Here is a 22,634-nt window from a genome sequence, read left to right as displayed (position 1 = left end):
GCGGCGGCGGCCGAGCGAAGGCGATATTTTCATGGGATTTTTCGACAAGATCAGGAGCGGGCTGCAGAAGACGCAGCAGCGGCTGGTGCACGAGCTGAAGCGCATCGTGACGCTGTCGCCGAAGCTGACTTCGGATGTGCTGGGCGACATCGAGGCGGCGTTGATGGGGGCGGATTTCGGGTTGGCGACGACGCAGCAGATTGTGGGGGCGGTGCGGCAGGCGTACGAATCGCAGGGTCGGGGCGGGGAGGACGTGCTGGAGGTGGCGCGACGGGAGGTCGAGCGGGTGTTCGAGGGCAACGTGGCGGGATTGGAACCGCGGGGCGGCGAGGTGACGGTGGTGTCGATTGTGGGGGTGAACGGGACGGGGAAGACGACGACGACGGCGAAGCTGGCGCACTGGATGCGGGGCGGGGGCCGGACGTCGGTGATCGCGGCCTGCGACACGTTTCGGGCGGCGGCGATCGAGCAGTTGAAGCTATGGGGTCAGCGGCTGGACGTGCCGGTGGTGGCGGGGGCGTACGGGGCGGATGCGGCGGCCGTGGGGCACGATGCCGTGACGGCGGCGCGGGCGCGGAAGGCGGACTTCCTGCTGGTGGACACGGCGGGGCGGTTGCACACCAAGCACAATCTGATGCAGGAGCTTCAGAAGCTGCACCGGGTCATTGGGAAGCAGTGTCCGGGGGCGCCGCACGAGGTGCTGCTGGTGCTGGACGCCACCACGGGGATGAATGCGCTGAGCCAGGCGCGGGAGTTCCACAAGGCGGTGCCGCTGACGGGCCTGGTGATCACCAAGCTGGACGGGACCAGCAAGGGCGGGATGGTGGTGGCGATTCGGAAGGAGCTGGGGTTGCCCGTCCGGTTCATCGGCGTGGGCGAGCAGGCGGACGATCTGCAGCCGTTCGACGCCGGGGCATTTGCCGCGGCGCTGTTTGCGGAGTGACCGGGGCCGGTTTGGGGCCGGGTTGCGGACGGGTCAGCGCCAGACGAGATCGCCGGAACGGGGGGCGTGCGTGCCGGTGGACATGCCGGGGCGGGGGCGGGTGCCGTGGTCGTCGCGGTGATCTTCGCCCACCGAGTAGAGCTGGAAGTCGCCGGTGTCGGTGAGGCGATAGCGAAGGGGCTGGCCGTCCATGGGATCGATGGGGACGGACTCGAGGAATCGGGGGACGAGGGCGTCGAGGCGGTCGGGATAGCGGCCTTCGGCGAGGCGATGACGTTCGAGGGCGAGGCCGGCGAGGGCGAGGCGGCTGACGGCTTCGGCGTGGTAGGCGCGGGTGTGGGATTTGGCGAGGGCCGGGAGGAGCATGCCGGCGATGATGGTGAACGGGGATCGCCGGTCGATCGTTTGGAGGAGGCGCTCATCGCCGGGGGGGAGGGCGGCATGGGACGGGGCGCGTTGGAGATCGTCGACGAGGACGCCCAGGTGGCGGGAATGGGCAACCTGGTTCTGGCGGATCCAGCCCCGCGGGATGAATCGGATGAACGACGCGAAACTGTGATCGTTGTCGGCGATCATCCCCAGCAGGGTGCGCAGGGGATCTCCGCCCCGGACCATGACGTCATAGGTGTGACTGCCGAAGACACGTTCCCCATGGAGGACGGTGGCCATGTCGTCGAGGTAGCGCCGGGTGGCGAAGGCCTGTTGGAGGGTGCGGAGCTGCGATTCGTTCCAGCGGCGATCGAGGCAGCCTTCCCACACGGACTGGAGGGCGGTGCGATCGATGACGACGCGGACGAGGAGGCTGATGAGGATGGGCTCGTTCCGGATGGCGTCGCTGAGGCGGAGGGCGAGGAGGGTCTCGGCGAGAGCCTCGTCGGTGCGGTCCTCGGAGAGGAGGGCGACCGCGCGGAGCCGGAGGAGTTCGGACGTGCGTCTCAGGACTGCCATGTGGGGCAGCAGCATATGGAATCCTTCCTCGTAGTGCAGCGGGAAGAGGCTCTCCGGGCGGGACCGTGCGGCGGAACGAAGTTGATCGAGGTCATCTTCGAGGGGATCGAGGGCGGCGAGAACGGATGCGCCGGGGGAGGCGTCCGGGTTGGGCTCAGGCCGGTCGGGCAGCGACGCGAAGTAGGCCTGCCAGACGGCGAGGTCCAGGCGTTGGCCGTCCGGCCAGGCGCCCACGGGGGTTCCCCGATCCTTCGCAAAGCGCTGGAACGGGGTCCGGGGATCCTCGTAGGTGAAGGCCTTCTGGGCGCGCTGGTAGGCATTGGTGTCGTGCCAGCGAATCCCCGTGGGCAGCGAGTCATAGGCGAAGAGCGGACTGAACAGGGGGATGACGGCGAGATTGCGGTCGTCGGGGACGGGCGGGGGGAGGAGGTCGGCGGGGGCGATGGGGAGGCCTTGGGCCTGCAGATCGCGGTGCAGGGCGCGGAGGGCAAGGGCGCCGCGGAGGTTCTCGACGCCGTACACGAAGGTGATGGCGACGTAGAGGACCAGCAGGACGAGGAGCGGCTGAAGGACCCAGCGTTCGAGCGGGTTGAGGCGGGTGGCTGGAGCGGGTGGCGCGGGGAGGCTGCCGGGTGCGGAATCCTGGGAGGCGGGGGTTGCGGCGAGGCTGGCGGCCCGGCGGTTCCAGGCGGCGCGGAGCATGAGGTGCCACATCAGGGCGGCAATCAGACCGACGAGACCCGGGATCAGGAAGGCAGGGGCGCTCCAGCGTCCGAGGATGCCGCGGGCGGCGAGGAGGATGGGGAGTCCGAACCAGACCATTCCGGAGAGGGCATGAAGGGCGATCCAGGCGGCCGGGATGGGTTGGTGCGGGGGCGGGCGGAGGCGGGTGAAGGGGAGCCAGTTCCAGGGAGAATCGGCCCAGGAGAGCAGGATGCGTTGGAGGGAGCGGTTCATGGTGGACTCCTGATGGGGTGAGGGGTCAGGCGGGGAGAGGGGTGACGAACGGGACGGTGCCGGGTTGGGCTGGGTTCCAATGGGAACGGGGGCGGCCGGCCTTTGGATCCGGCGGTTGGGCGGACGGTTCGGATTCGTCGATCGCGGCGTCGCGGGTGCCATCGAGCATGGCGACGGCGAGGACCTGGGCATGATAGGAACGGGCGGCGGCGATCACGGCGGCGAGGGAATCGTGGGCGGCAGCCGAGGGCATTCCGGGGGCGGCGGCCTGGTGATCGATCCATCGGCCGACGCCGTGGAGGGCGAGGACGAGAAGGCCGGCACCGGCGAGGGCGGCCCACGGGGCGCTGGGGGCGGGGCGAAGGGGGTGCCAGCGGTGCCACAGCGTGGCGAGGATGGCGAGGGGCGTTCGACGCGGGGTGGGATGGCGTTCGTGCCGCGGGACTGGGAGGGCGGCGCGGGCGGCGGCGAGGGTCTCTTCGCGCCAGGCTGCCGGGGGCGGTTGCAGCGGGGTGCGGGAGAGTCGTGATTCGAAGTCCTCGGGTTTCATCGGATCTCTTCGTAGAGAGGACGCAGGCGGTGGCGGAGTTTGTCTAAGCCGTAGCGGTAGCGACTGGCGGCGGTGTTGAGGGGGATGCGGAGGAGATCGGCGATGGCCTCGAAGGTGAGGTTTTCCCAGAGCTTGAGGTGGAGCACCTGGCGTTGTTCCGGGGGCAGTTCCGAGAGGGCGAGGGCGAGGGCGTCACGATGGACCTGTTCGTCCGGGTCGGGGGACGGGGCGAAGGTGGGGCGGGGTTGGGCGGCGAGGGCTTCGGAGGCGGCGGCGCGGGTGTGGCGGCGGCGGAAGAGGTCGATGGCGGCATTGTGGAGGAGGCGTAGGAGATAGTGCCGCTCGTCGCGGAGACCGAGGAGGCGGGACGGATCGCGGGCGAGGCGGACGAACACCTCCTGAAGCAGATCGCGGGTGTCGTCCTGGTCGCGGGTGAGACTCATGCCGAAGGCGTACAGGGCGGTGGCATGGGCGTCGTAGAGCCTTGCCAGTTCGGCTTCGGGGGACATGTCCACCTCAAGGACGCGCGGGAAGTGCCGATTTGTCTAGTGCAGTGACGATCCGGCGGCGATTCCGTCCCGGTGGGAAGGGAATCCCCCCAAGACAACCCACAGGCCGCCGGGTGAAGACGGTTCCACCGGGACCAAGGTGCTCAGGGGAGTCGGGCAGTACGAAGAGGTCTGCCGACTCCCCCTTTCGGTTTGCGGGGGGGCGAATGGCGAATGGCGAACGGCGAACGGCGAATGGGGAATGGGGAGGGTCAGGCGCGGTTATCGGCTTCGACGGCGGCCTGGAGTTTTTCGAAGAAGTCGGGGAGGGCGGACTGGACGCGGTTCTAGTTGGCGATGAGGGGGCTGCCGAGGGGATCGGAGAGGAAGTCCTTCACGGCGGAGCGGATGCTGCGGACGAAGGTGGCGACGGCGCGTTCCTCCTCGTGGCGGGGGTAGGTGAGGCCATTGACCATGGCATCGGCGGCGTAGAAGCGGAGGGTGTCCTCGGCCTGGCGCATGTAGGCGCTGAGGAGGGTGTCGAAGACGCCGGCATCGAGTTTGATGCCTTCGGCGGCGATGCGGCGGAAGACGGACTTGGCGATATCGGCGGCCATTTTGTTGAGGCCCTTGTCGGAGTCGCGAACGGAGAGGTCCTGGTGTTTGTGGTCGTAGTTTTCGCAGAGTTCGGACTGGCAGATGGCGCGAGGGGCGGAGTTGCGGAAGACCTCGGCGAGGAGACCGATTTCGACGGCCCAGTCGTGGGGCATGCGGACGCGGCGGGCGATGTCGAGATCGAGGGCGACTTCGCCGGCGAGGGGATAGCGGAAGGTGTCCATGTACACCAGGTAGGGGTGATGGCCGAGGATGCTGCGCAGGGCGCGGAGCATGGGGGTGACGAGGAGGCGCATGACGCGGCCGTTGAGGCGGTCGGTGACGCGGGCGTAGTAGCCTTTGCAGAAGTCGAAGCCGAGGCTGGGATGGGCGACGGGGTAGCAGAGGCGGGCGAGGAGTTCGCGGCCGTAGGTGATGATGTCGCAGTCGTGGACGGCGAGCATGCGGGCGCGGTCACTGGCGAGGGCGTAGCCGAAACAGATCCAGACATTGCGACCCTTGCCGGTGGGGCCGGGTTCGAGTTCGGCCTCGTCGAGTTGTTCGAAGAGGGCCTGCATGCGGGGGCCGTCATTCCAGAGGAGGCGGGTGGATTTGGGGAGGGGGGCGAAGGTGTGGCGGGCGAGCTGCCAGTCGCGGAGGCGGGTGGCGCCGTCGATGCCGACGATGATCTGCTGGAGGTAGGGGACCTGGGCGAGTTCGCGGATGATGCCGCGGAGGGCGCGGGAGCCGAGTTCGCGGATGTGGCAGGGGAGGACGAGGGCGATGGGGGTTTCCCGGGCGAATTCGACGAGTTCGCCCTCCATGCGGGCGAGGTCGGGCCGGCCCAGGCGATGGAGGGTGGCGACGGCTCCGGTCTGGAAGAAGTCGGCCATGGATGGAGGGGCAGTGTGCCTGACCGGGGGAAACAACGCCAAGGGAGGATCCGGGGAAAGTTTGTCGTTCTCGCGGGGGCCGATTCTGCGCAGACTTCGCACCACGTGCATTTGATCGTGGTTCACCACCATCTGCGTCCGGGAGGCGTGCGACGGGTGATCGAAGTGGCGTTACCCCATCTGATGCGGGAGTGGGGCAGTGGCGGTGCGGGGGAGGGGGCTGGAAGGGTGACGGTGGCGACGGGCGAGGCGGGGGATCCTGACTGGGTGAAGGGACTGGAGACGTCGATGGGGGGGATTCCGGTGCGATTCTGGGTGGACGGGGTGTTTCGGTACCGGGCGGAACAGCGACGATCGGCGGACGGGCTTCGCAGCCGGCTTCGAGCGGTGTGGGGGCGATTGCTGGGGGAAGCGGCGGGGGAGGTGCAGAGGGGGGGCGGGCGGGTGGTGGTATGGGCGCACAATCTGGGGTTGGGGCGGAATTTTCCGATGGCGCAGACGCTGATGGCGGCATGCGATGGGATGGGGATCCCGCTGGTGGCGCATCATCACGACTGGTGGTTTGACCAGCGATGGCGGCGTTGGCCGGAGATCCGGGCTTCGGGATTCGGGACGCTGGGAGCGGCGGCCGGGGCGGTGTTTCCGGGTTCTCCGTGGGTGCGTCATGCCGCCATCAACCGGGCGGACGCGTCGATATTGCGGCGGCATGCGGGAGTGCGAAGCGGCTGGCTGCCGAATCTGGTGGAGCCGGGCGACGGGCCGTCGCGCGCCGCGGTAGGGCGGGCACGGGCATGGCTGGACGAGGCGGTGGGGGAGCGGGCCCCGGTATGGCTGCTGCCCTGCCGGTTGCTGCGGCGGAAGAACGTGGCGGAGGCATGGCTGCTGACGCGCTGGCTGCGACCGGAGGCGTGGCTGGTGACCACGGGGGGACCCAGTTCGGCCGATGAACGGCCGTATTGGGCGCGGCTGGAGGCGGCATCGAAGGCCGGGGGATGGCGGGTGCGGTTGGGGGTGTTGTCGGCGCGGGGCAACGGGCATCCGAGCATCCCGGAGTTGCTGGGGGCGAGCGAGGCGGTGCTGTTGACGTCGCTGCAGGAGGGATTTGGTCTGCCGTATGTGGAGGGGACGGCGGCGGGCCGGCCGTTGGTGGCGCGGAGCCTGCCGAATGTGGCGCCGGATTTGCGGCGGTTCGGGTTCCGGTTTCCGCACGGGTACAGGGAGATCCTGATTGATCCGGAGTTGTTTGATGCCGATAGCGAAAGAGTGCGGCAGAAGCGGCTATTCGAGGCGTGGCGGAGGCGGCTTCCGGCGTCGTGCCGGGGGTGGGCCGAGGTGCCGGCGTTGGTGACGGGGGAGGCGGAGGGGGGCGCGGTGGCGTTCAGCCGTCTGACCCTGACGGCGCAGTTGGAGGTGCTGGCGCGACCGGCGGAGGTGTCGTGGGAGGCAGCGGTGCGATGGAATCCGTTTCTGGAGGAGTGGCGACGACGGGCGGGGAAGGGGAGGTTGGCGGTGGGCGGGTGGCCGGAGACGGCGGGGCGGTGGCTGGGTGGGAGATCCTATGCGAGGCGCTTCTGGCGGCTGGCGAAGGGGCGGGTGCGGGAGGGGAAGGAGGAGGCGACGGGGGCGGCGTTGCAGGGGGAGTTCATCCGGGAACGGTTATCGCGGGAATATCTTTATCCACTGTTATGGGATCTGGACTCGTAAGAGTGCGGGCGGCGGTTTTCGACGTGTACCGTACGGTGCTGGAGGTGGGGCCTCCGCCGGCGGATGCGCCGACGCGATGGCGATGGTTGTGGGAGAGCACCTTTGGGGGGCGGCCGCGTCTGGACCTGGAGACCTTTCTGGCGGGGTGCGAGGCGGTGGTGCGACGGGACCACGGGATGGCGCGGGCGCGGGGCATCGCCTATCCCGAGGTGTACTGGCCCGGGGTGATCGCCGATGTGCTGCCGGAACTGAAGGGGCTGTCGGAACGATCGCGCCAGGCGTTCGAGGTGGCCCTGGCGCGGTTGCAGCACACGACGGGGTTGATGCCGGGGGCGGCGCCGGTGCTGCGGTTGCTGCTCAATTCCGGGGTGGTGCTGGGGATTGCCTCGAACGCCCAGCCGTACACGCTGCACGAATTGAACGATGCCCTGACGGCGGTGGGCTTGGGGGCGAACGTGTTTCAGGGCGATCTGACGTTCTGGTCCTTTCAGCACGGGTTCAGCAAGCCGGACCCGCATGTCTTTCAGGTGCTCAACGCCCGGTTACGGGCGCGGGGGATCGAGATGGCGGAGACGATGATGGTCGGGGACCGGATGGACAACGACATCGTGCCGTCCAGGCAGTGTGGGTGGGCGACCTTCCTGCTGGATCCGACGGCCGGGGTGGGTTCGGAGGGGGCGGGGGATTGGCAGCGGATGGCGCACTGGCTGGACGGGCGGCTGGGGGCGTGAGCGACGGGGAGGTGACGGGGTTGGCCGGGCCCGGGATGGCGGGGATCGATCTCCGGCCCGGAAATGTCAAATTCAGAGATCCGACCCCGGGTGTTCCGGGCCGAGCCATACGGTTCCGTGGGGTTCGAGATGGAGGGTGTCGGCAAGTCGGGTGGCGCCGGCGGCGTAGCGGATGGAGCCGGCGGCGAGGCCGGTGGGCAGATCGATGGCCTGGTCGCTGACGTTGTGGAGGCAGAGGACGGAGCGATCGTTGGGGGCCTGGCGACGGATGGCGAAGAGGCGGGGATCGAGTTCGAGGATCGAAGCGGAGGCGGCGGGATGGAACGCCGGATCGGCACGGCGCACGGAGAGGAGTTCTCCCAGTCCGGCGAAGACGAGGGCGCGGAGGGTGCCGGGGGTGGCGAGTTCGGCTTCGAGACGTTCCAGGGGGAAGCGTTCCCGGTTGATGCGGCGCGGGATGCCGGTGGAATCGGCGGCGGGGCGATCGCCGCGGGAGCCAAACAGGGAATGGAAGTAGATCGCGGGGATGCCGGGGAGCGCGGCGAGAATGGCGTGGGCGGTGAGGAGGCGGCGGGCCAGTTCGCCGGGGGTTTCCGTGCGGTCGGGATCGGCGAGGGCATCGAGGTAATTGATGTTCATCTCGTAGGGGGCGCGGGACCCGTCGGAGTTGTGTTTCCAAGAGATGAGGCCGCCCCGGAGGAGGGTGCCGCGGACCAGTTCCTCGATGGCTTCGGGGGGGAGAATGCCGCGCACGGGGTTGAGTCCGATGCCGTCGTGGGAGGCGAGGAAGTTGAAGAAGGTCACGTCGGGGGAGGGCACGCGGAGTTCGGCGGCCCAGCGGGAGAGAAAGGAGGCATCGCCCGTGCGAAAGGCGTGAACCACGAGGGGGGGCAGGGCGAAGTTGTACACCAGGTGGGCCTCGTCGCCGCCCCGGCCGAAGTAGGAGAGGTTGTCGGCATGGGGCACATTGGTTTCGGTGATGAGCAGGGAGCGGGGGGCGACGCGGTCGAGGATGGAGCGCATCAACTGGATGATGCGGTGGGTTTGCGGCAGGTGGATGCAGGGGGTCCCGATCTCCTTCCACAGGTAGGCGATGGCATCGAGGCGGATGAAGCGGGCACCGCAACTGACGTAGAAGAGGAGGACTTCGAGCAGCGCCAGCAGGGTATCGGGATGACGAACGTCGAGGTCCACCTGGTCGGCGCTGAAGGTGGTCCAGACCTGCTGCGGCCCGTACTCGGTATCGAACTCGGTGAGGAGCGGGAGGGCCCGGGGCCGGACCACGGCGGAAAGGTCCGGATGGCCGCGAACCGTCACGAAGAAGTTGGCGAAGGCGGGATCGCCCTGGCGGAAGCGATCGAACCACAGGCTTTGGGCGGAGAGGTGATTGAAGACCGCATCGAACATGAGTTCGAAGGAGCGGCCGATGCTGGCGATGTCGTTCCACGTTCCGTAGTCGGGTTCCACGGCGAGGTAGTCCTTCACGGCGAATCCGTCGTCGGAGGACCACGGATAGAAGGGAAGCAGGTGAACGGCGCTGAGGAGGTTCGCGACGTGACGTTCGAGGAAGCCGGCGAGGGTTAGGAGCGGGGCGGCACCCTCTTCGCGAACCTGATCGGCATAGGTGATGAGGACAGCGTCGCGTTCGGACAGGCCGGCGAGGTTGGCGGACTGGAGGGAGGCGGGGATCTGGGACTGGTAGGACGCCATGAGGGTTTCGAGGCGGGATGCGAGGCGGGGCGCCGCGGTGGCTCCGTAGAGGAACTCGAGGTGGGCATGGATGGGGTCGGTCATGGGCCGACGTTAGCTGCGCGGCGGGGGCGGCGGAGCCTTTTTTCGGTTGGGGCCCATGGGCGACGCGAGGGAGGGAGGCGTGGAGGCGCAAAAGGAGGCGAAGGGGGGGGATCCCTGGCGAGCATCAGGGATGATGCCTGTTCGGCATGAGCACGTGATCGAGCGGGTATCACCCCAATCAACCATAAAATGACCGACCTATTCTAATTCTATGAGGCTGCGTCAGTAGTAAATTGTAAACTGTCGGTCCTATTGTTTTGGGGGCAGGGCAAGGAGAGTAATGGTCCCAACAATCGTGCATATGCATGATTTTTAGGGCCATTCGACTGAAATAAGGGCGGGACCCAGGGTCTTGAGCAGTTCTCATGCTGGCAAACCGTAGTAAACAGCAAGCAGCCAGTCCCATTATTTTGATTTTGCGCCCGGAGGAGGGGGTGGAAGCGGAGGCGGATTGATCCGGGATGACGAGTGGGCCGAGGGTGGGGTGCATGCGAACGATCCATGCGCCGGGGGCGATGCAGCGGCTGGCTTTGCGGTGGAAGCGGGAGGGGCTCCGGGTGGGGTTGGTGCCGACCATGGGGGCCCTTCACGAGGGTCATCTGAGCCTGGTCCAGGTGGCGCGGCGGCGGGTGGGCGGGGCGGGGAAGGTCGTGGTGAGCCTGTATGTCAACCCGACGCAGTTTGGGCCGGGGGAGGACCTTGCCGCGTACCCGCGGGATCCGGGCCGGGACCGGGCGCTGTGTCGCCGGGCCGGGGTGGACGTGATGTTCCATCCGGAGGATGCGACGATGTATCCGGGTCGTGGGACGGGCGGGTACAGCACGTATGTGGTGGAGGAATCGCTCAGCCGCGGATGGGAGGGGGCGTCGCGCCCGACGCACTTCCGGGGGGTGACCACCGTGGTGGCGAAGTTGTTCCATCTGGTGCTGCCGGACGTGGCGGTGTTTGGGGCCAAGGACTGGCAGCAGGCGGCTGTGGTCAGGCGGATGACGAAGGATCTGAACTTTCCGGTGCGGCTTGTGGTGGCGCCGACCCGGAGGGAGCGGGACGGTCTGGCGATGAGTTCGCGCAACCGCTATCTGACGGCGGAGCAGCGGGAGCGGGCGACGGTGTTGTGGCGGGCGATGGGGCGGGCCCGGTCGCGGGTACGGGGGGAGGGGACGGTGGGGGCGCGGGAGTTGGAGAGCGGATTGCGAACGTGGATCGAGGAGGAGTCGGGCGGGCGGGTGGATTATGTCGGATTCATGGATCCGGAGACCTTGGAGCCACGAGACCCGGTGGTGCCGGGGACGCGCTTGGCGTTGGCGGTCCGGTTCGGCTCGACGCGATTGATCGACAACGGGCCATTGTGAGCGGAGGCGGGGTCAGATCTCTGAATTTGACTTGTCAAATTCAGAGATCTGACCCCGCGTCAGGGGAGGAGGTCGCGGCCGTGGCGGCGGAGCCAGGCTTCGGAGTCGTGCCAACCGGGGAAGAAGCGGTCCACCACGCGCCAGAACCGGGGCGAATGGTTCATCTCGCGCAGGTGGGCGAGTTCGTGGGCGATCAGGTAATCCCGGACGGGGCGGGGGGTTTGGACGAGGCGCCAGTTGAGGGAGACCGTTCCATTCCTGGAACAGGATCCCCAGCGGGTACGCTGGGCCCGGACGCTGACGTGACGGACGGCGAGTTGATGGTGGGCGGCCATGGCAAGGACCAGGGGTGGGAACTCGATGGTGGCGAGGTGGCGGAGGGCGGCTTCCACCCAGGACCGCCAGTCGGTATCGGGGGGCGGGAGGGGAAGGAAGAGGTCACCGAGGCGAAGCGTGGTCGGATCGGCCACGAGCGGGTGGCGTTCGCCGCGGTACCAGACGGGAGTTCCCGGTCCCCAGGGTTGCGCGGGGGCCAGGCGGGCGGCGAGGCGGGCAAGGTGGGTGCGGATCCAGGATTCGCGGGCGGCGACGAACTGCCGGGCGAAAGCTTCCGACCCGCCGCGCGGGATGGTGACCCGCACGCCCTGCCGGTCCACGCGGAGGATGTAGCGTCGGGCACGGGGATGGCGGACGAAGCGGATTGCGACCGGGACAGGTTCCGGTGGTGGATCGGGCGGGTTGGGGTTGGGTTCGGACGGGGCGGGGAGGGCCGGCACGGGGGGGAGGGTAACCGGGAGCGAGGGCGGTTGGCGAGACCGGGGGGGGCACGGCTGCTTCGTCGGAGTGAGGCAACGGTTCCCGATCCAGGGGAGGTGTTCGGGGAAGTAGCGCCATCATTGGGCGATCCCCTCCATGAACGCGTGAGGCACCAGGAATCCGTCAGCGGGCGGGCCGGGCGGTGATGACGGTGAGGGCGGCGCAGAGGACGAGGAAGAGGAAGACGACGGAGTAGATCTGGAAGGGGAAGTCGAATCGGGCATGGAGGAGGCAGCCGCCGAGGGCGACCCACCAAAGGGCCACGACAACGCGAAGGGTGGGCAGGCCGGGGCCGCGCCAGGAACGCCAGGCGAGGGCGGCCAGCCAGGCGATCACCAGGCCGAGCCCGATGGGGCCGAGGGTGAGGCGGGTCTCCATCCAGTCGTTGTGGAGGTAGCCGGGCCAGTCCTGTCCGGGCTGGAGGTAGAGTTGGTAGAGGGATACGAAAGTGCCGGCGCCGGCGCCCCAGAGGGGATGGTCAAGGGCCATGCGGCGGGCATTTTCGTAATACTCGTGCCGGCCCGAGAGGCGGTCCCCAAGGTCCAGCATCCTGAGACTGCGGCCCATGGTGCGGGCGACCATGGCCGGTTGCGCGGCGAGTTCGAGATTCCGGACGAGGAACTGTGTGTCGGGCGGGGTGTCGAGGAGGAGGTCGCCTTCAGGATCGACCAGGAGGATCTCGACGGCCTGGGGGGATTCGCCATGCGGGGCGCGGACCGGGAGGGATACGGATCGTTCGAGGCGCGGCGGGAGGGTGACGAACCCGCCGGGATGACCGTCGAGGTGGACCGCGAGGTGGAGGGGATTGAGGCCGAGGTTCCAGGCTTCGAAGGACATCGTCAGCGGCCCGCGGAGGCGGGGTTCGGGGGGGGCGAGGCGCAGTCCGAAGCCCAGGAGGCCCGGATCGGCCTCGCGCCGGATGGAGCGCCAGCGCGATTCGGGCTGGGCGGACGGGGCGAGCACTTCCGTGGCGACGCCGTCGGGGACCACCACATCGGTGAGGAGCAGGTCGGACCGGAAGCGGGCGGGGTGGGCGACGCGATTGGACTGGAAGGTCGTCAACGGCACCTGGGCGGCGGCGGCGAGTTCTTCGGGGGAAAGCGCCGCATGGACGAGGGCGACCTCGGAAACGCGTGGGGACGAGACGAAGAGGTAGCGGGTGGCGAGGTAGGCATTCCAACCGACGGCATCGCCGGCAGTACCGGCGGCGGCTTCGATCGGGACGCCGTCAATGGCCAGGCGCATTTCCGGATCGCGGGTGACGGAAAGGAGGACTTCCCGGCCGGCGTGCCGGGGGAGGAACCGGGGGGCGACGAGGTGATTGACGTCGCCGGGGGTGGCGCCGAGGAGGTGGGCGCCGAAGTCGCCACGGGCATTGAGGGCGAGGTGGAGGGAATGGGGAGCATGGCTCTGGCGGAAGCTGCTGGAAAGACTGGCCAGGGGATGCCAGGGGCCGTCGGGTTTTTCGGGAAGACGGACCCGGGCGAGAAGGGTGAAGTCGGACGGGCCAACCTCGATGGCGGTGGGGAAGCGGTCGTCGGCGCGGGTGAGGCGGGAATGGATCAGGGACCAACCGCCGATGACTGCGCCGAGGCCGGCGACGAGCATGCCCCCGGCGGTGAGCCAGCGGAGGGTCGGGGAGATCTGGCGGCGGGAGACGAGGAGGACGAGGGCGATGGCGAGGGAACCGGCGAGGGCACTGACCACGGCGGCGCCGCGGCTTCCGGAAATCATGGGACAGACGGCGGCGATGATGGCGCAGGGGAGCAGGACGAGTTGGGGTCCGTCGAGACGGCCGAGCTGGCGATGGGGGGCGCGGGAGGCACGTTCCTGCGCCCAGAGCCAGAAGGCGAGGGCCACGGGCCAGACGAGGTTGAAGTACTGGGCGGCATTGGCGCGATAGGCCCAGGGACCGAAGAGGGCGCCGGCCTCGCGGGGGCGCTGGGAACCGAGGATCCAGAGCAGCTTGTCGGTGCCGTCGGCGCGTTGGAGGATGGCAATCGCCGCGAGCAGGGCCGCGTTGAGGCAAAGGACCCAGAGCAGGCGGCGCAGACGGGCGGGGATGTTCCACTGACCGGTCGCGTCATCCCAGGCGGGCCCGGCGCGACTGTGGCGTTCCTCCGGACCGCGATGGAGGAGCCAGTCCCGGATCGCCCAGAAGGCGGCCGCCCAGGCGAGGTACTGCCAGAAGACGAACCAGGAGGCGGAGCGGTCGTAGGTGGTGGGCAGCCAGGTCCGGACCTCACGGAGGTACTGGAAGGAGCGGGTGGCCGGATCGTAGTCGGCCCGGGCGTTGAGAAGTCCGACGAGAACGTATGCAAGGAGGGCGACGGTGATCGCGGCGAGGGCGGCGGTGGCGGGGTCGGGACGCCGTCGGGCGGGGGGTTGAAACTCGCCGGAGTTGTCGGTAACGACGAGGTCGTCGCCCCAGCGGGCGGGCCGGTAGGCGGACTGGTGACGGAGGAGAAGTTTGGCGAAGAGGATCAGTCCCAGGGCATGGCAGGCGGCGTTGGCGGTCCAGATGGACCAGGTTTGGGTGGTGCCGAAGGCCCAGGGGGTGAAGACGACGAGGAAGAGGATCAGGCCTTCGGTCAGTTGGTCCGCCAGGGTGAGGGCACGAGGTGCGCGGGTGGAGGGACGGCGCCGGCGTGCGGACCGGCGGCGGGATGCGACGGGAAGGCCGACATCCGGGAGGGAGGGGGCGGGTTCCACGGGCCGGGATGGTCGGGCGGTCCGGGGGAGCCCTCAAGCGGCAAGTGCGAACCGACGGGAGGGGCATCTGCACGTCATCGGAGGGACCAGCTCCGCGAGTCCTCAATCCAACGCTCCATACCGCTTTGCGGCCTCGTGGAACTCGGCCCTCCGAGGCGACGCTGCGCAACGTTCGCACCGCGCCCCACAACTCCGGGATGCACAGGCAGGAGGGCGGACGGCCAGCAGTTCTCATTTTGGAAGAGTGGCCTGAGCGCGAGGGTGGACGCGTGGGTAGTGGAAGGGTGGCGTGATCGACGAGGAGGGCCCTGGACGAGGGCGGAGGGGAGATTCGGGCAGGCGCAAGCCCCGCGGACCGAAAGGCCGCGGTGGGGCGGAGAACCCGGTCAGGCTTTTTTCGAGTACGGCCCCAGTTCGAGGCCTCGCATCATGAAGTCCAGGAGTTCGCTCCAGCCGGGAAAGTGGATGTAGAGGGTCAGGGCCCGGACATGTTCGAAGAACGTCCGGCGGGAGGGGAGCCTGGCGCGCAATAGCCTGTAGGGCTCATCGAGCCAGCCCAGCGCGGTATGCACGAGGAAGGCCAGGAGGTTCAAGGAGGTGAGGACCGCTGCCAGGTGCTTCTTGCCGTGACCGAAGTTGTGCTCGAGATGATAGCCCTTGGTCTTGAGGGTGTTGTTGTTCTCGTTCTCGATCTTCCAACGGGCCCGTGCCGAGGCTGCCAGGCTGGCGACGTTGGTTTCGTCGATCTTCCAGTCGGTGACCCAGGCATTGTAGTAGACCGTCTGGCCTTGGGGGTTGGTGACGCGAAGCTCGAACCAGTTGACCTTCAGAGCATCTTCCCCCTCGGCCAAAGGGGCGCCGTGGGTCCATCGGTAGGTGTAGGTGAGCGTTTCGGCCTTCTCGCGAACGCGCATCCGCAAGGTGCGCAAGTCCGGTCCGGGTTGGAGATCATCGATCCAGCGGTAGAGGGCGATATGGGACGAGGGCTTGGCGGTGAAGAGGAAATGGCCGTCGTGGAGGAGGACTTGGCGGCAGAAGGGTTGATGGGCGTAGATGTCGTCGCCCAGAACCGTGACGGGTCCGTGGCGACGGTAGAGTTCGAAGTTGGCCTGGAGCCAGCGCTTGGCGGCGGCGATCTCGCAATCCTGCTTCTCGTGGCCGTCCTGGGGGGCGATGTATTCGGGACGCAAGGCGAAGACTTCGGCGCGACCGGGAGCCACCATGACCGGGGTCAGGGCCGTGTGAAAATAGATCCGCGGTCCCTTCTCGGGAGTGAGGTGCGAGCAACACGGTCCGTGGACCTTCGCCGAAGAACGGTAGCCGGTGCCGTCCAGCGCGATGAGCGTGGACTGGTGGACCCCGTGAAAGTCCTCCAGCAATCCCTCGTCCCGCAGGGCATCCAGGACCCGGTCGAAGAGCGGATGCAGCGCCTCAGGGGGGACCGGATCGAGCATCTGTCGGACCTGGTTGTCGCTGGGAATACGGGTGATGCCGAAGAGGCTCTGGGCGTTGTCGCAGCCACGTGCCTGGCGCATCGCCTTCTGGTAGGCGAGGAAGGAGGGCGACTGGGTGAAAAAGACCGCGAAGGCGCTCAAGCCGAAGTCCTCCATCGCGTAGGACTTGTTGGTGCCGCGACGCCGGTCTGGCAGCTTGGCCAGTGCCTCGCGCAGGTGATCCCGCCACCGATTGAAGAAGGGTGGGTTCATGGGCAAAGGCGCTGGCGCCAATGCCGGCCCAGCGGGCGTACGAACACTTCCTTGGCGGTGGTGGAGGCGGTGTCGGAGGGGCCATTGCGTCCCCTGCCGGTGGTTCGCCCCAACGGCAGCCACCCGGCGGCACGGTACGAGGTGCCGGCAAAGCGCTCGGGCTCGACGAAGGTCTCCACCAGGTCCACGCCATGTCCGTAGCGTTGGCGCCAATCCCGGTCCAGACGGCCGAGGACCCGGGCCAGGACATGGCTGGCCAGGTGGGGCACACGCACCCAGGCCGGGATGAGGAAGCGGGTATTGTTGGTCAGTCGCCAGCGATGCCGATGACGTTGTTCCTCGTTCCAGCCGATGAAGGCGTCGCGCGGCTGACAATGCCAGGCGGCCGAGCCGAAGAGCAGCGCCGCCAGGGGGCGCCCGGTCCGGGACAAGACCAGGTAGCCGATGTTTTCGCCGACGCGGTTGCGAAAACCCAGGTAGTGATGGCGCTGGAGCAGTGCCCGAAAGAGAGCGTCTTCGCGCGAACCTGGAGCCACGGGATCGATGCGCACCGGCTCCAGGCTCGCCAAGTCGGCTTCCAGAACGCTGCGATCCAGCTCGATCTGGACCGGTTGCCGGTTGCGTCGATCGTTGACGCTGGGACGTTGACGCGAAGGCAGCCGAATCCAGCCACGAGCCTCCAACTTGAGGAGCAGGCTGCGGCAGGCCATGTCTTTGGGACGCCCCGTGTCGGTGTGCCAATCCCAACGCTGGCAGAGCTCTCGTGAAATCCGGGTTCGATGCCAATCCGGATGGTCGGCGAGCAGGTTGCGGATCTCGGCCAGTTCCGCCGGGGTCAATCGCCGCCCCTGGATGACTTCGTCGACGACCACGGGCCTTGGCTATATCCGAGGAAGGGGTGTGAGTCCCGCAAAAAGTGAAAAAACTTTGGGAACACCGGCGTCCCATGGCCCGATCCCTCTGCTCGTCCACCCTCGCGCTCAGGCCACTCTTCCAAAATGAGAACTGCTGGCGGACGGCGGAGAAGCCTTTGACAAGGGGGCGGCGACGGGTTGGCATGGGGGTGAACCATCCGGGGGACATTCATGAACGCATATCATGTTGGCATCATTGGCTATGGGTGGGTGGCGGGCGCCCACATTGCGGCGTTGCAGGCGACGGGGCGTGCGCGGGTGACGTCGATCTTGAGTTCGAGGCCGCTGGACGAGGCGCGACTGGCGGCGAAGCATGGGGGGCCGGTGCGGGTCTTTCGGGATCTGGGGGAGTTTCTGGCGCAGCCCGACATGCAGGTGGTGTCGGTGTGTTCGTATCCGCAGGATCACGCACGTCAGGCGATCGCGGCGGCGAAGGCCGGGAAGCACCTGATCCTGGAGAAGCCGGTGGCATTGAACCGGGAGGATCTGGTGGCCGTGCGGGATGCGGTGAAGGAGGCCGGGGTGCGGACCTGCGTGGGATTCGAGTGCCGGTATTCGGCGCAACTGACGGTGGCGAAGGCGATGGTGGACCAGGGGTTGCTGGGACGGGTGCACTATGCGGAGGTGGACTATTTCCACGGGATTGGTCCGTGGTACGGGCAGTATCGATGGAACACACGCCGGAGTTCGGGGGGGAGCAGCCTGCTTTCGGCGGGGTGCCACGCGATGGACGGATTGCTGTTGCTGATGGGGAACGAGGTGGAGGTGGTGAGCAGCTACGCGACCCATTCGAGTTCCAAGGATTTCGCGGCCTACGAGTACCCGACCACGAGTGTGACCATCCTGAAGTTCCGGGACGGGCGGGTGGGCAAGTGCGCCTCGGTGATCGACTGTCATCAGCCCTACTACTTCCGGGTGCAGCTGGTGGGGAGCGAGGGGACGTTGCTCGACGACCGGTTTCACAGCACGCGATTCGGGGCGCTGAGCAAGAAGGAATGGAGCCGGCTGGGGGTGCCGCTGCTGGATTCGGGCGACGTCTCCGACCATCCGTATCAGGCCCAGTTCGAGGCGTTCTTCCGGGCACTGGATCACGGGCAGGAAATGCCCCTGACCAGCCTCGACGACGCGTTTCTCACGCATGAGGTGATCTTTGCGGCCGACCGGTCGGCGCAGCACCACGAGAAGAAGCACCCGCCCACGGCCTGAGGGCGGGGGGATGCCTGACGACACATGCCTTCGGCCCTGGCCATCGCCGCGCACCCGGACGACATCGAGTTCCTGATGGCGGGGACTCTGTGCCTGCTGGGCGAGGCGGGGTGGGAATTGCACACCTTCAATCTCAGCACGGGCAACTGCGGGTCGGCCACGATTCCTGCGGCCCGGTTGCGGACGGTGCGGGCGCGGGAGGCGCGCGCCGCCGCCAAGGTGCTGGGGGCGAAATGGCACGCGCCCATCGCGGACGACCTGGAGATCCTCTATGGCGAACGCCTCCTGCGCCGGGTGGCGGCGGTGGTGCGGCGGGCGCGTCCGACCGTGGTCCTGACGCATGCCCTGGCGGATTACATGGAGGATCACACGCACACAGCGCGCCTGGCGGTCACGGCGGCGTTCGCGCGGGGCATGCCGAATTTCCGGACGCAGCCGGTGGTGGCGCCGTGGGCGAGGGCGGTGACGGTGTACCACGCGATGCCGCACGGGTTGCGGGACGGGATGGGGAACGCGGCGTTGGCGGAGGCATGGGTGGACACCGGGTCCGTGCGGGACAGGAAGCGGGCTGCGCTGGAGTGCCACGCAAGCCAGCGGGCGTGGCTGGATGCGAGCCAGGGGATGGATTCCTACGTGGCGGCGATGGAGGCGATGGCGCGGGAGGTCGGCCGGATGTCGGGCCGGTTTGGGGAAGCCGAGGGGTGGACGCCGCACGGGCACCTTGGGTTTTGCGAGGAAGGAGCGGATCCGCTGGCGGAGGTGCTGGGGGCGCGGTATTGGAGGGGCCGGGGTGTGGCGCGGGATTGACCGGGGAATCGCGATGGCGCAAGACGGGCGGGCCATGCCCTTCAAGACGAGCCTGATCGCCCCGGACTGGTGGGACTACACGACCCTCGATGCGGATCTGCTGGACGAGGTGGCCCGGTTGCGGGAGCGGGACCTGGTGCGGTTGTCGCGACCGGGATTCCGGGTGGTGGTGTATCCGACGTTGGAGGAGTTTTTCGTGGCGGAAGCGCTGGAGTATGTCGAGGCGTGGAAGGCTTCAACCGATGACAACCCGGTGGGCGTCTGCGGGCCGATCGGGCCGACCGAACAGTTGCCGCTGGTGGCGCGGATCGTGAACGCGCTGGGGTTGAAGGTGCGGTCGGGTCATTTCTGGGGGATGGACGAGTGGGTGGATGCGGCCACGGGCCGGGAGGTGCCGGTGACGCATCCACTGAGCTTCGAACGGTGCGACCGTGAATTGTGTTTCGACCGGATGGACCGGTCGCTGCGAATGCCGGATGCGCACCTGCACTTCCCGAAGGCCGACACCCGGGAGTACCGGCGTTCGTGGGATGCCGGGGTGCGGTGCGCGGTGATGCAGGGCGGGCAGGGGGATGTGAAGCACTGGGCGTTCAACGACCCGCTGCCGCGGCGCGGGCGCTGGCGCAAGGAACCGCCGACGGTGGCGGAATACCGGAAGCTGGCGACCCGGGTGGTGGATCTCCATCCGCTGACGCTGTCGCAGAACGCCCGGACCAGCGCCGGCGGCAATCTCTCGATGGTCCCGACGCGGGCGGTGACGGTCGGGCCGGTCGAAACGTGGCGGGCGGAGAAGGTGTCCATCTGGCATCCGGGGTGCCATGACAACGCCTTCGGGATGCGCTTGTCGGCGTACATGGTTTCGAAGGGCATGGCGGACACGCGGGTGCCGATGTCGTTGCTGGCCGACCATCCCAATGTGCAGTTCAACTACTACGCCGGGGCGATTGGGAGCTGCGGGGTGGAGATGCACTGAGGGGGGGCCGCACGGGCCGTGCGATACGACGGAGTTGCGGGGGCGGGGGGCGGGGGCGCAGGCTCACGCGATGCAATTGTGCCGGTTCTGGCTTCTCCTGGGCATTCTCGCCTTCCGTGCCACGCAGGGGGCGCCCGTCGTGCCTGTCCCCGACGTGCCATTCCCGCAGGAAGTCACCCGGCGCCTCGCGCTGGGGACGGGGACGGAACCGGTCACGCTGGTGGAGTTGGCACCGGACGGCGGAGCGCGGTTCTTTTCGGAGGGACGCTGGTTCTCGGCGCGCCTGGACGGAACGGTGCGGGAGGTTCCGGAATGGCGCAGCGCCAGCGAGGATGAATTCGTGTTTCCGGGGCCGGAGGGGCGTCCGGTGCGGGTGGCCATACGGTGGAGGAACGTGATCCAGTTGGCGCGGCGGGACGATGCGGCGTGGGTGGTGACCGCCGCGGACCCGTTTCGGGTGGTGGAAGGCCGGTTGACGTCGGTGGGATGGCCGAGCCGGTGGGAGGTGCGGCAGGTGGCGGTGGATGGGGAGGGGACGCTGTGGGTGGCGTCGAGTGGCGGGTTGTTCCGGCAGCGGGCGGGGGGATGGGAGATGGTGTCGATGACCGACGAAGGCGGACGCCGGTGGGGAACAGGGGATGTACGGGGCTTGGCGTTCGATGGGGTGGGGCGGCTTTGGGTGGCGACGCCTGCGGGTGTGGCTTGCGGCACGGGGAGTGCGTGGCGGTTTTTCGAGGGGCGCGACGGACTTCCCTACAATGACTTTACCGGGGTGGCGACGGGCGGTGACGGTTCGGTGTGGTTTGGAACGCGGCTGGGAGCGATCCGCTTTGACGGGGTGGAGTGGAGTTACCGGCAGGGACCACGCTGGCTGCCCGGGGACGAGATTCGGGGCGTGGCGGTTGGGCCGGACGGGACATCGTGGATGGCGACGGCGGGCGGGGCGGGGGCGATCGAGCGGCGGCCGATGACGCTCGCCGCCAAGGCGCGTCACTACGAGGAGGAGGTCGAACGGTACATCAAGCGGACGGAATTCGGGTACACCTCGGAGGTGTCCCTTGGGGCGCCCGGGGATCGGTCGGAGGTTCGCTATCACGACAGCGACAACGACGGGCTTTGGACGGCGATGTACGGGGCGGGTGAATGCTATGCCTATGCGGCGACGCGGCGTCCCGAGTTCGGCCGGCGGGCGCGCCAGGTCTTCGAGGCGCTGCGCTTTCTTCAGACGGTCACCCAGGGCGGCTCTCACAGCCCGCCGAAGGGGTACGTGGCACGAACCATCCGGCCGATGGAGTGGCCGGACCCGAATGTGGGCCGGGTAGAATCCGACCGGCGGCTGCGCGCCGAGCGGGACCGCCTCTGGAAGGTGTATGAGCCTCGCTGGCCGACGAGCGAAAATGGCAGGTGGTACTGGAAGAGCGACACCAGTTCAGACGAACTGGACGGGCACTACTTCTTCTATGCCCGGTATTATGACCTGGTGGCGGACGACGCCGAGAAGGAGCGTGTGCGGGAGGTGGTGCGGGACCTCACGGACCATCTGATGGCGCATGACTACTCGCTGATGGACCATGACGGGCAACCAACCCGCTGGGCGGTGTTCGGTCCGCGCCGGCTGAACGACGACCCAGACTGGTGGGTGGAACGCGGTCTCAACTCGCTCAGCCTCCTCAGTTACCTGGCGGTCGCCGATCACATTACCGGGGATCCCCGGTACGGGGCGGCGGCGCGTGAACTCATCGAGCGGCACGGGTATGGCGCCAACGCGATGAATCCCAAGACCCAGACCGGGATGGGTTCGGGAAACCAGAGCGACGACGAGATGGCGTTCATGTGCTTCTACAATCTGCTGAGCTACACGCCCGAGGCGGCGTGGCGTCCGCACTGGCTGTACGCCTTTCATGTGTACGCGGCGCTGGAACTTCCCGAGATGAACCCCTTCTTCAATTTCGCCTACGCCGCCCATGGGCGCGGGGCTCGGGTGACCAATCCTTGGGGCGAGTTTCCTCTCGACCCCTGGGAGGGCTGGCTGGAGGACTCGATCTCCACGCTGCGCGGATTTCCATTGGACCGGGTCAACTGGCCCCACCGCAACAGTCACCGCCTGGACCTGGTCCGGCTGCCTCTCCAGCAGTCCTCCGACTTGTACGATCCGGATACGCGGGCCCGCGGCCACCGGGTGAATGGGCGGGTGCTGCCGGTTGCAGAGCGGCATTTCAATCACTGGAACACGGACCCGTGGAGGCTGGACTACGGCGGGGACGGACGGGAACTGGCAAGCGGGACGGTGTTTTTGCTGCCCTACTACATGGGGTTGTACCATGGATTCATCGGCCATGAGCGGTAGTCCCCGAGCAAGCGCCGCAGCCTTGAGTTCAGGTCGCCGACAAGGCGATCCCAAAGTGCGAACTGGCAATTGCCGCAGCCCCGCTCCAATCCATCCAGGCTCGGACGGCCTCCGATGCGGCGTAACGCTGCCCTGCTAGGGTATTCCTTCGGTGCGGCCTTCCTGCACTGAATTTGCTACGCGTTGCATTCCGCTGATA

Annotated in this window: 16 protein-coding genes and 1 pseudogene; 8 read left to right on the top strand and 9 right to left on the bottom strand. The window is 68.0% G+C overall.

Going from position 1 to position 22,634, the window contains the following annotated elements; genetic code table 11:
- The first annotated feature begins 31 nt into the window (after positions 1–31).
- On the top strand, positions 32–943 hold the full coding sequence (gene ftsY / locus KF833_00500) for a signal recognition particle-docking protein FtsY (GenBank protein MBX3743764.1): 912 nt from the start codon (positions 32–34) through the stop codon (positions 941–943).
- A 33-nt stretch (positions 944–976) separates the two neighbouring features.
- Here the strand turns inward: ftsY and KF833_00495 are convergent, their stop codons facing one another.
- The 4 genes and pseudogenes from KF833_00495 to KF833_00480 all read right to left on the bottom strand — a co-directional run bounded on the left by KF833_00495 (position 977) and on the right by KF833_00480 (position 5,373).
- Positions 977–2,848: a hypothetical protein gene (locus KF833_00495; protein MBX3743763.1), complete on the bottom strand. Its 1,872-nt coding sequence runs from the start codon at positions 2,846–2,848 to the stop codon at positions 977–979.
- A gap of 25 nt (positions 2,849–2,873) precedes the next feature.
- Positions 2,874–3,398 carry a hypothetical protein gene (locus KF833_00490; protein ID MBX3743762.1) on the bottom strand — a complete coding sequence of 175 codons (525 nt, stop codon included), beginning with the start codon at positions 3,396–3,398 and terminating at the stop codon, positions 2,874–2,876.
- Entirely contained in the window at positions 3,395–3,907 is a 513-nt protein-coding gene (locus tag KF833_00485; GenBank protein MBX3743761.1) for a sigma-70 family RNA polymerase sigma factor, read from the bottom strand. Before KF833_00485 ends, KF833_00490 begins: the two co-directional genes overlap by 4 nt.
- 251 nt (positions 3,908–4,158) lie before the next feature.
- A pseudogene (locus KF833_00480) lies at positions 4,159–5,373 on the bottom strand (glycosyl transferase).
- A 105-nt stretch (positions 5,374–5,478) separates the two neighbouring features.
- On the opposite strand from KF833_00480, the gene KF833_00475 reads away from it, so the two are divergent.
- Together KF833_00475 and KF833_00470 are read left to right on the top strand one after the other, a co-directional pair.
- Entirely contained in the window at positions 5,479–7,077 is a 1,599-nt protein-coding gene (locus tag KF833_00475) for a hypothetical protein (GenBank protein MBX3743760.1), read from the top strand.
- Positions 7,059–7,808 (top strand): HAD family hydrolase, encoded by a 750-nt coding sequence (locus KF833_00470; GenBank protein ID MBX3743759.1) that lies wholly within the window; start codon positions 7,059–7,061, stop codon positions 7,806–7,808. Before KF833_00475 ends, KF833_00470 begins: the two co-directional genes overlap by 19 nt.
- 72 nt (positions 7,809–7,880) lie before the next feature.
- Here KF833_00470 and KF833_00465 read toward each other — a convergent pair whose 3' ends face one another.
- Positions 7,881–9,602 carry a DUF3459 domain-containing protein gene (locus KF833_00465; protein MBX3743758.1) on the bottom strand — a complete coding sequence of 574 codons (1,722 nt, stop codon included), beginning with the start codon at positions 9,600–9,602 and terminating at the stop codon, positions 7,881–7,883.
- Positions 9,603–10,090: 488 nt separating this feature from the next.
- Between KF833_00465 and panC the strand changes: the two genes are divergently transcribed.
- On the top strand, positions 10,091–10,954 hold the full coding sequence (gene panC, locus KF833_00460; protein MBX3743757.1) for a pantoate--beta-alanine ligase: 864 nt from the start codon (positions 10,091–10,093) through the stop codon (positions 10,952–10,954).
- Positions 10,955–11,013: 59 nt separating this feature from the next.
- Here panC and KF833_00455 read toward each other — a convergent pair whose 3' ends face one another.
- From KF833_00455 to KF833_00440, 4 genes are all read right to left on the bottom strand, one after another.
- The gene (locus KF833_00455) at positions 11,014–11,730 is read right to left on the bottom strand and encodes a M48 family metallopeptidase (protein MBX3743756.1); all 717 of its coding nucleotides are present in this window, start codon (positions 11,728–11,730) and stop codon (positions 11,014–11,016) included.
- Positions 11,731–11,893: 163 nt separating this feature from the next.
- On the bottom strand, positions 11,894–14,482 hold the full coding sequence (locus tag KF833_00450; GenBank protein MBX3743755.1) for an O-antigen ligase family protein: 2,589 nt from the start codon (positions 14,480–14,482) through the stop codon (positions 11,894–11,896).
- A gap of 386 nt (positions 14,483–14,868) precedes the next feature.
- Positions 14,869–16,188, bottom strand: coding sequence for an ISNCY family transposase (locus KF833_00445; GenBank protein ID MBX3743754.1), 1,320 nt, complete (start codon positions 16,186–16,188; stop codon positions 14,869–14,871).
- On the bottom strand, positions 16,185–17,060 hold the full coding sequence (locus tag KF833_00440) for a DUF4338 domain-containing protein (GenBank protein ID MBX3743753.1): 876 nt from the start codon (positions 17,058–17,060) through the stop codon (positions 16,185–16,187). The genes KF833_00445 and KF833_00440 overlap by 4 nt, the downstream gene beginning before the upstream one ends.
- A 213-nt stretch (positions 17,061–17,273) precedes the next feature.
- Between KF833_00440 and KF833_00435 the strand changes: the two genes are divergently transcribed.
- The 4 genes from KF833_00435 (at position 17,274) to KF833_00420 (ending at position 22,435) form a co-directional block, all read left to right on the top strand.
- Positions 17,274–18,308, top strand: coding sequence for a Gfo/Idh/MocA family oxidoreductase (locus KF833_00435; protein ID MBX3743752.1), 1,035 nt, complete (start codon positions 17,274–17,276; stop codon positions 18,306–18,308).
- Between the two features lie 24 nt (positions 18,309–18,332).
- Positions 18,333–19,115, top strand: coding sequence for a PIG-L family deacetylase (locus KF833_00430; protein ID MBX3743751.1), 783 nt, complete (start codon positions 18,333–18,335; stop codon positions 19,113–19,115).
- A gap of 34 nt (positions 19,116–19,149) precedes the next feature.
- Complete coding sequence (locus KF833_00425) at positions 19,150–20,088, top strand: glucosamine-6-phosphate isomerase (GenBank protein ID MBX3743750.1); 939 nt, start codon at positions 19,150–19,152, stop codon at positions 20,086–20,088.
- 70 nt (positions 20,089–20,158) lie between these two features.
- Positions 20,159–22,435, top strand: coding sequence for a hypothetical protein (locus KF833_00420; GenBank protein MBX3743749.1), 2,277 nt, complete (start codon positions 20,159–20,161; stop codon positions 22,433–22,435).
- Positions 22,436–22,634 lie beyond the last annotated feature (199 nt).

This window comes from Verrucomicrobiia bacterium (genome assembly GCA_019634625.1).
Classification (GTDB): domain Bacteria; phylum Verrucomicrobiota; class Verrucomicrobiia; order Limisphaerales; family CAIMTB01; genus CAIMTB01.
Note: the sequence above shows the minus strand (reverse complement) of the source record. Positions and strands in the feature narration are given on the sequence as shown.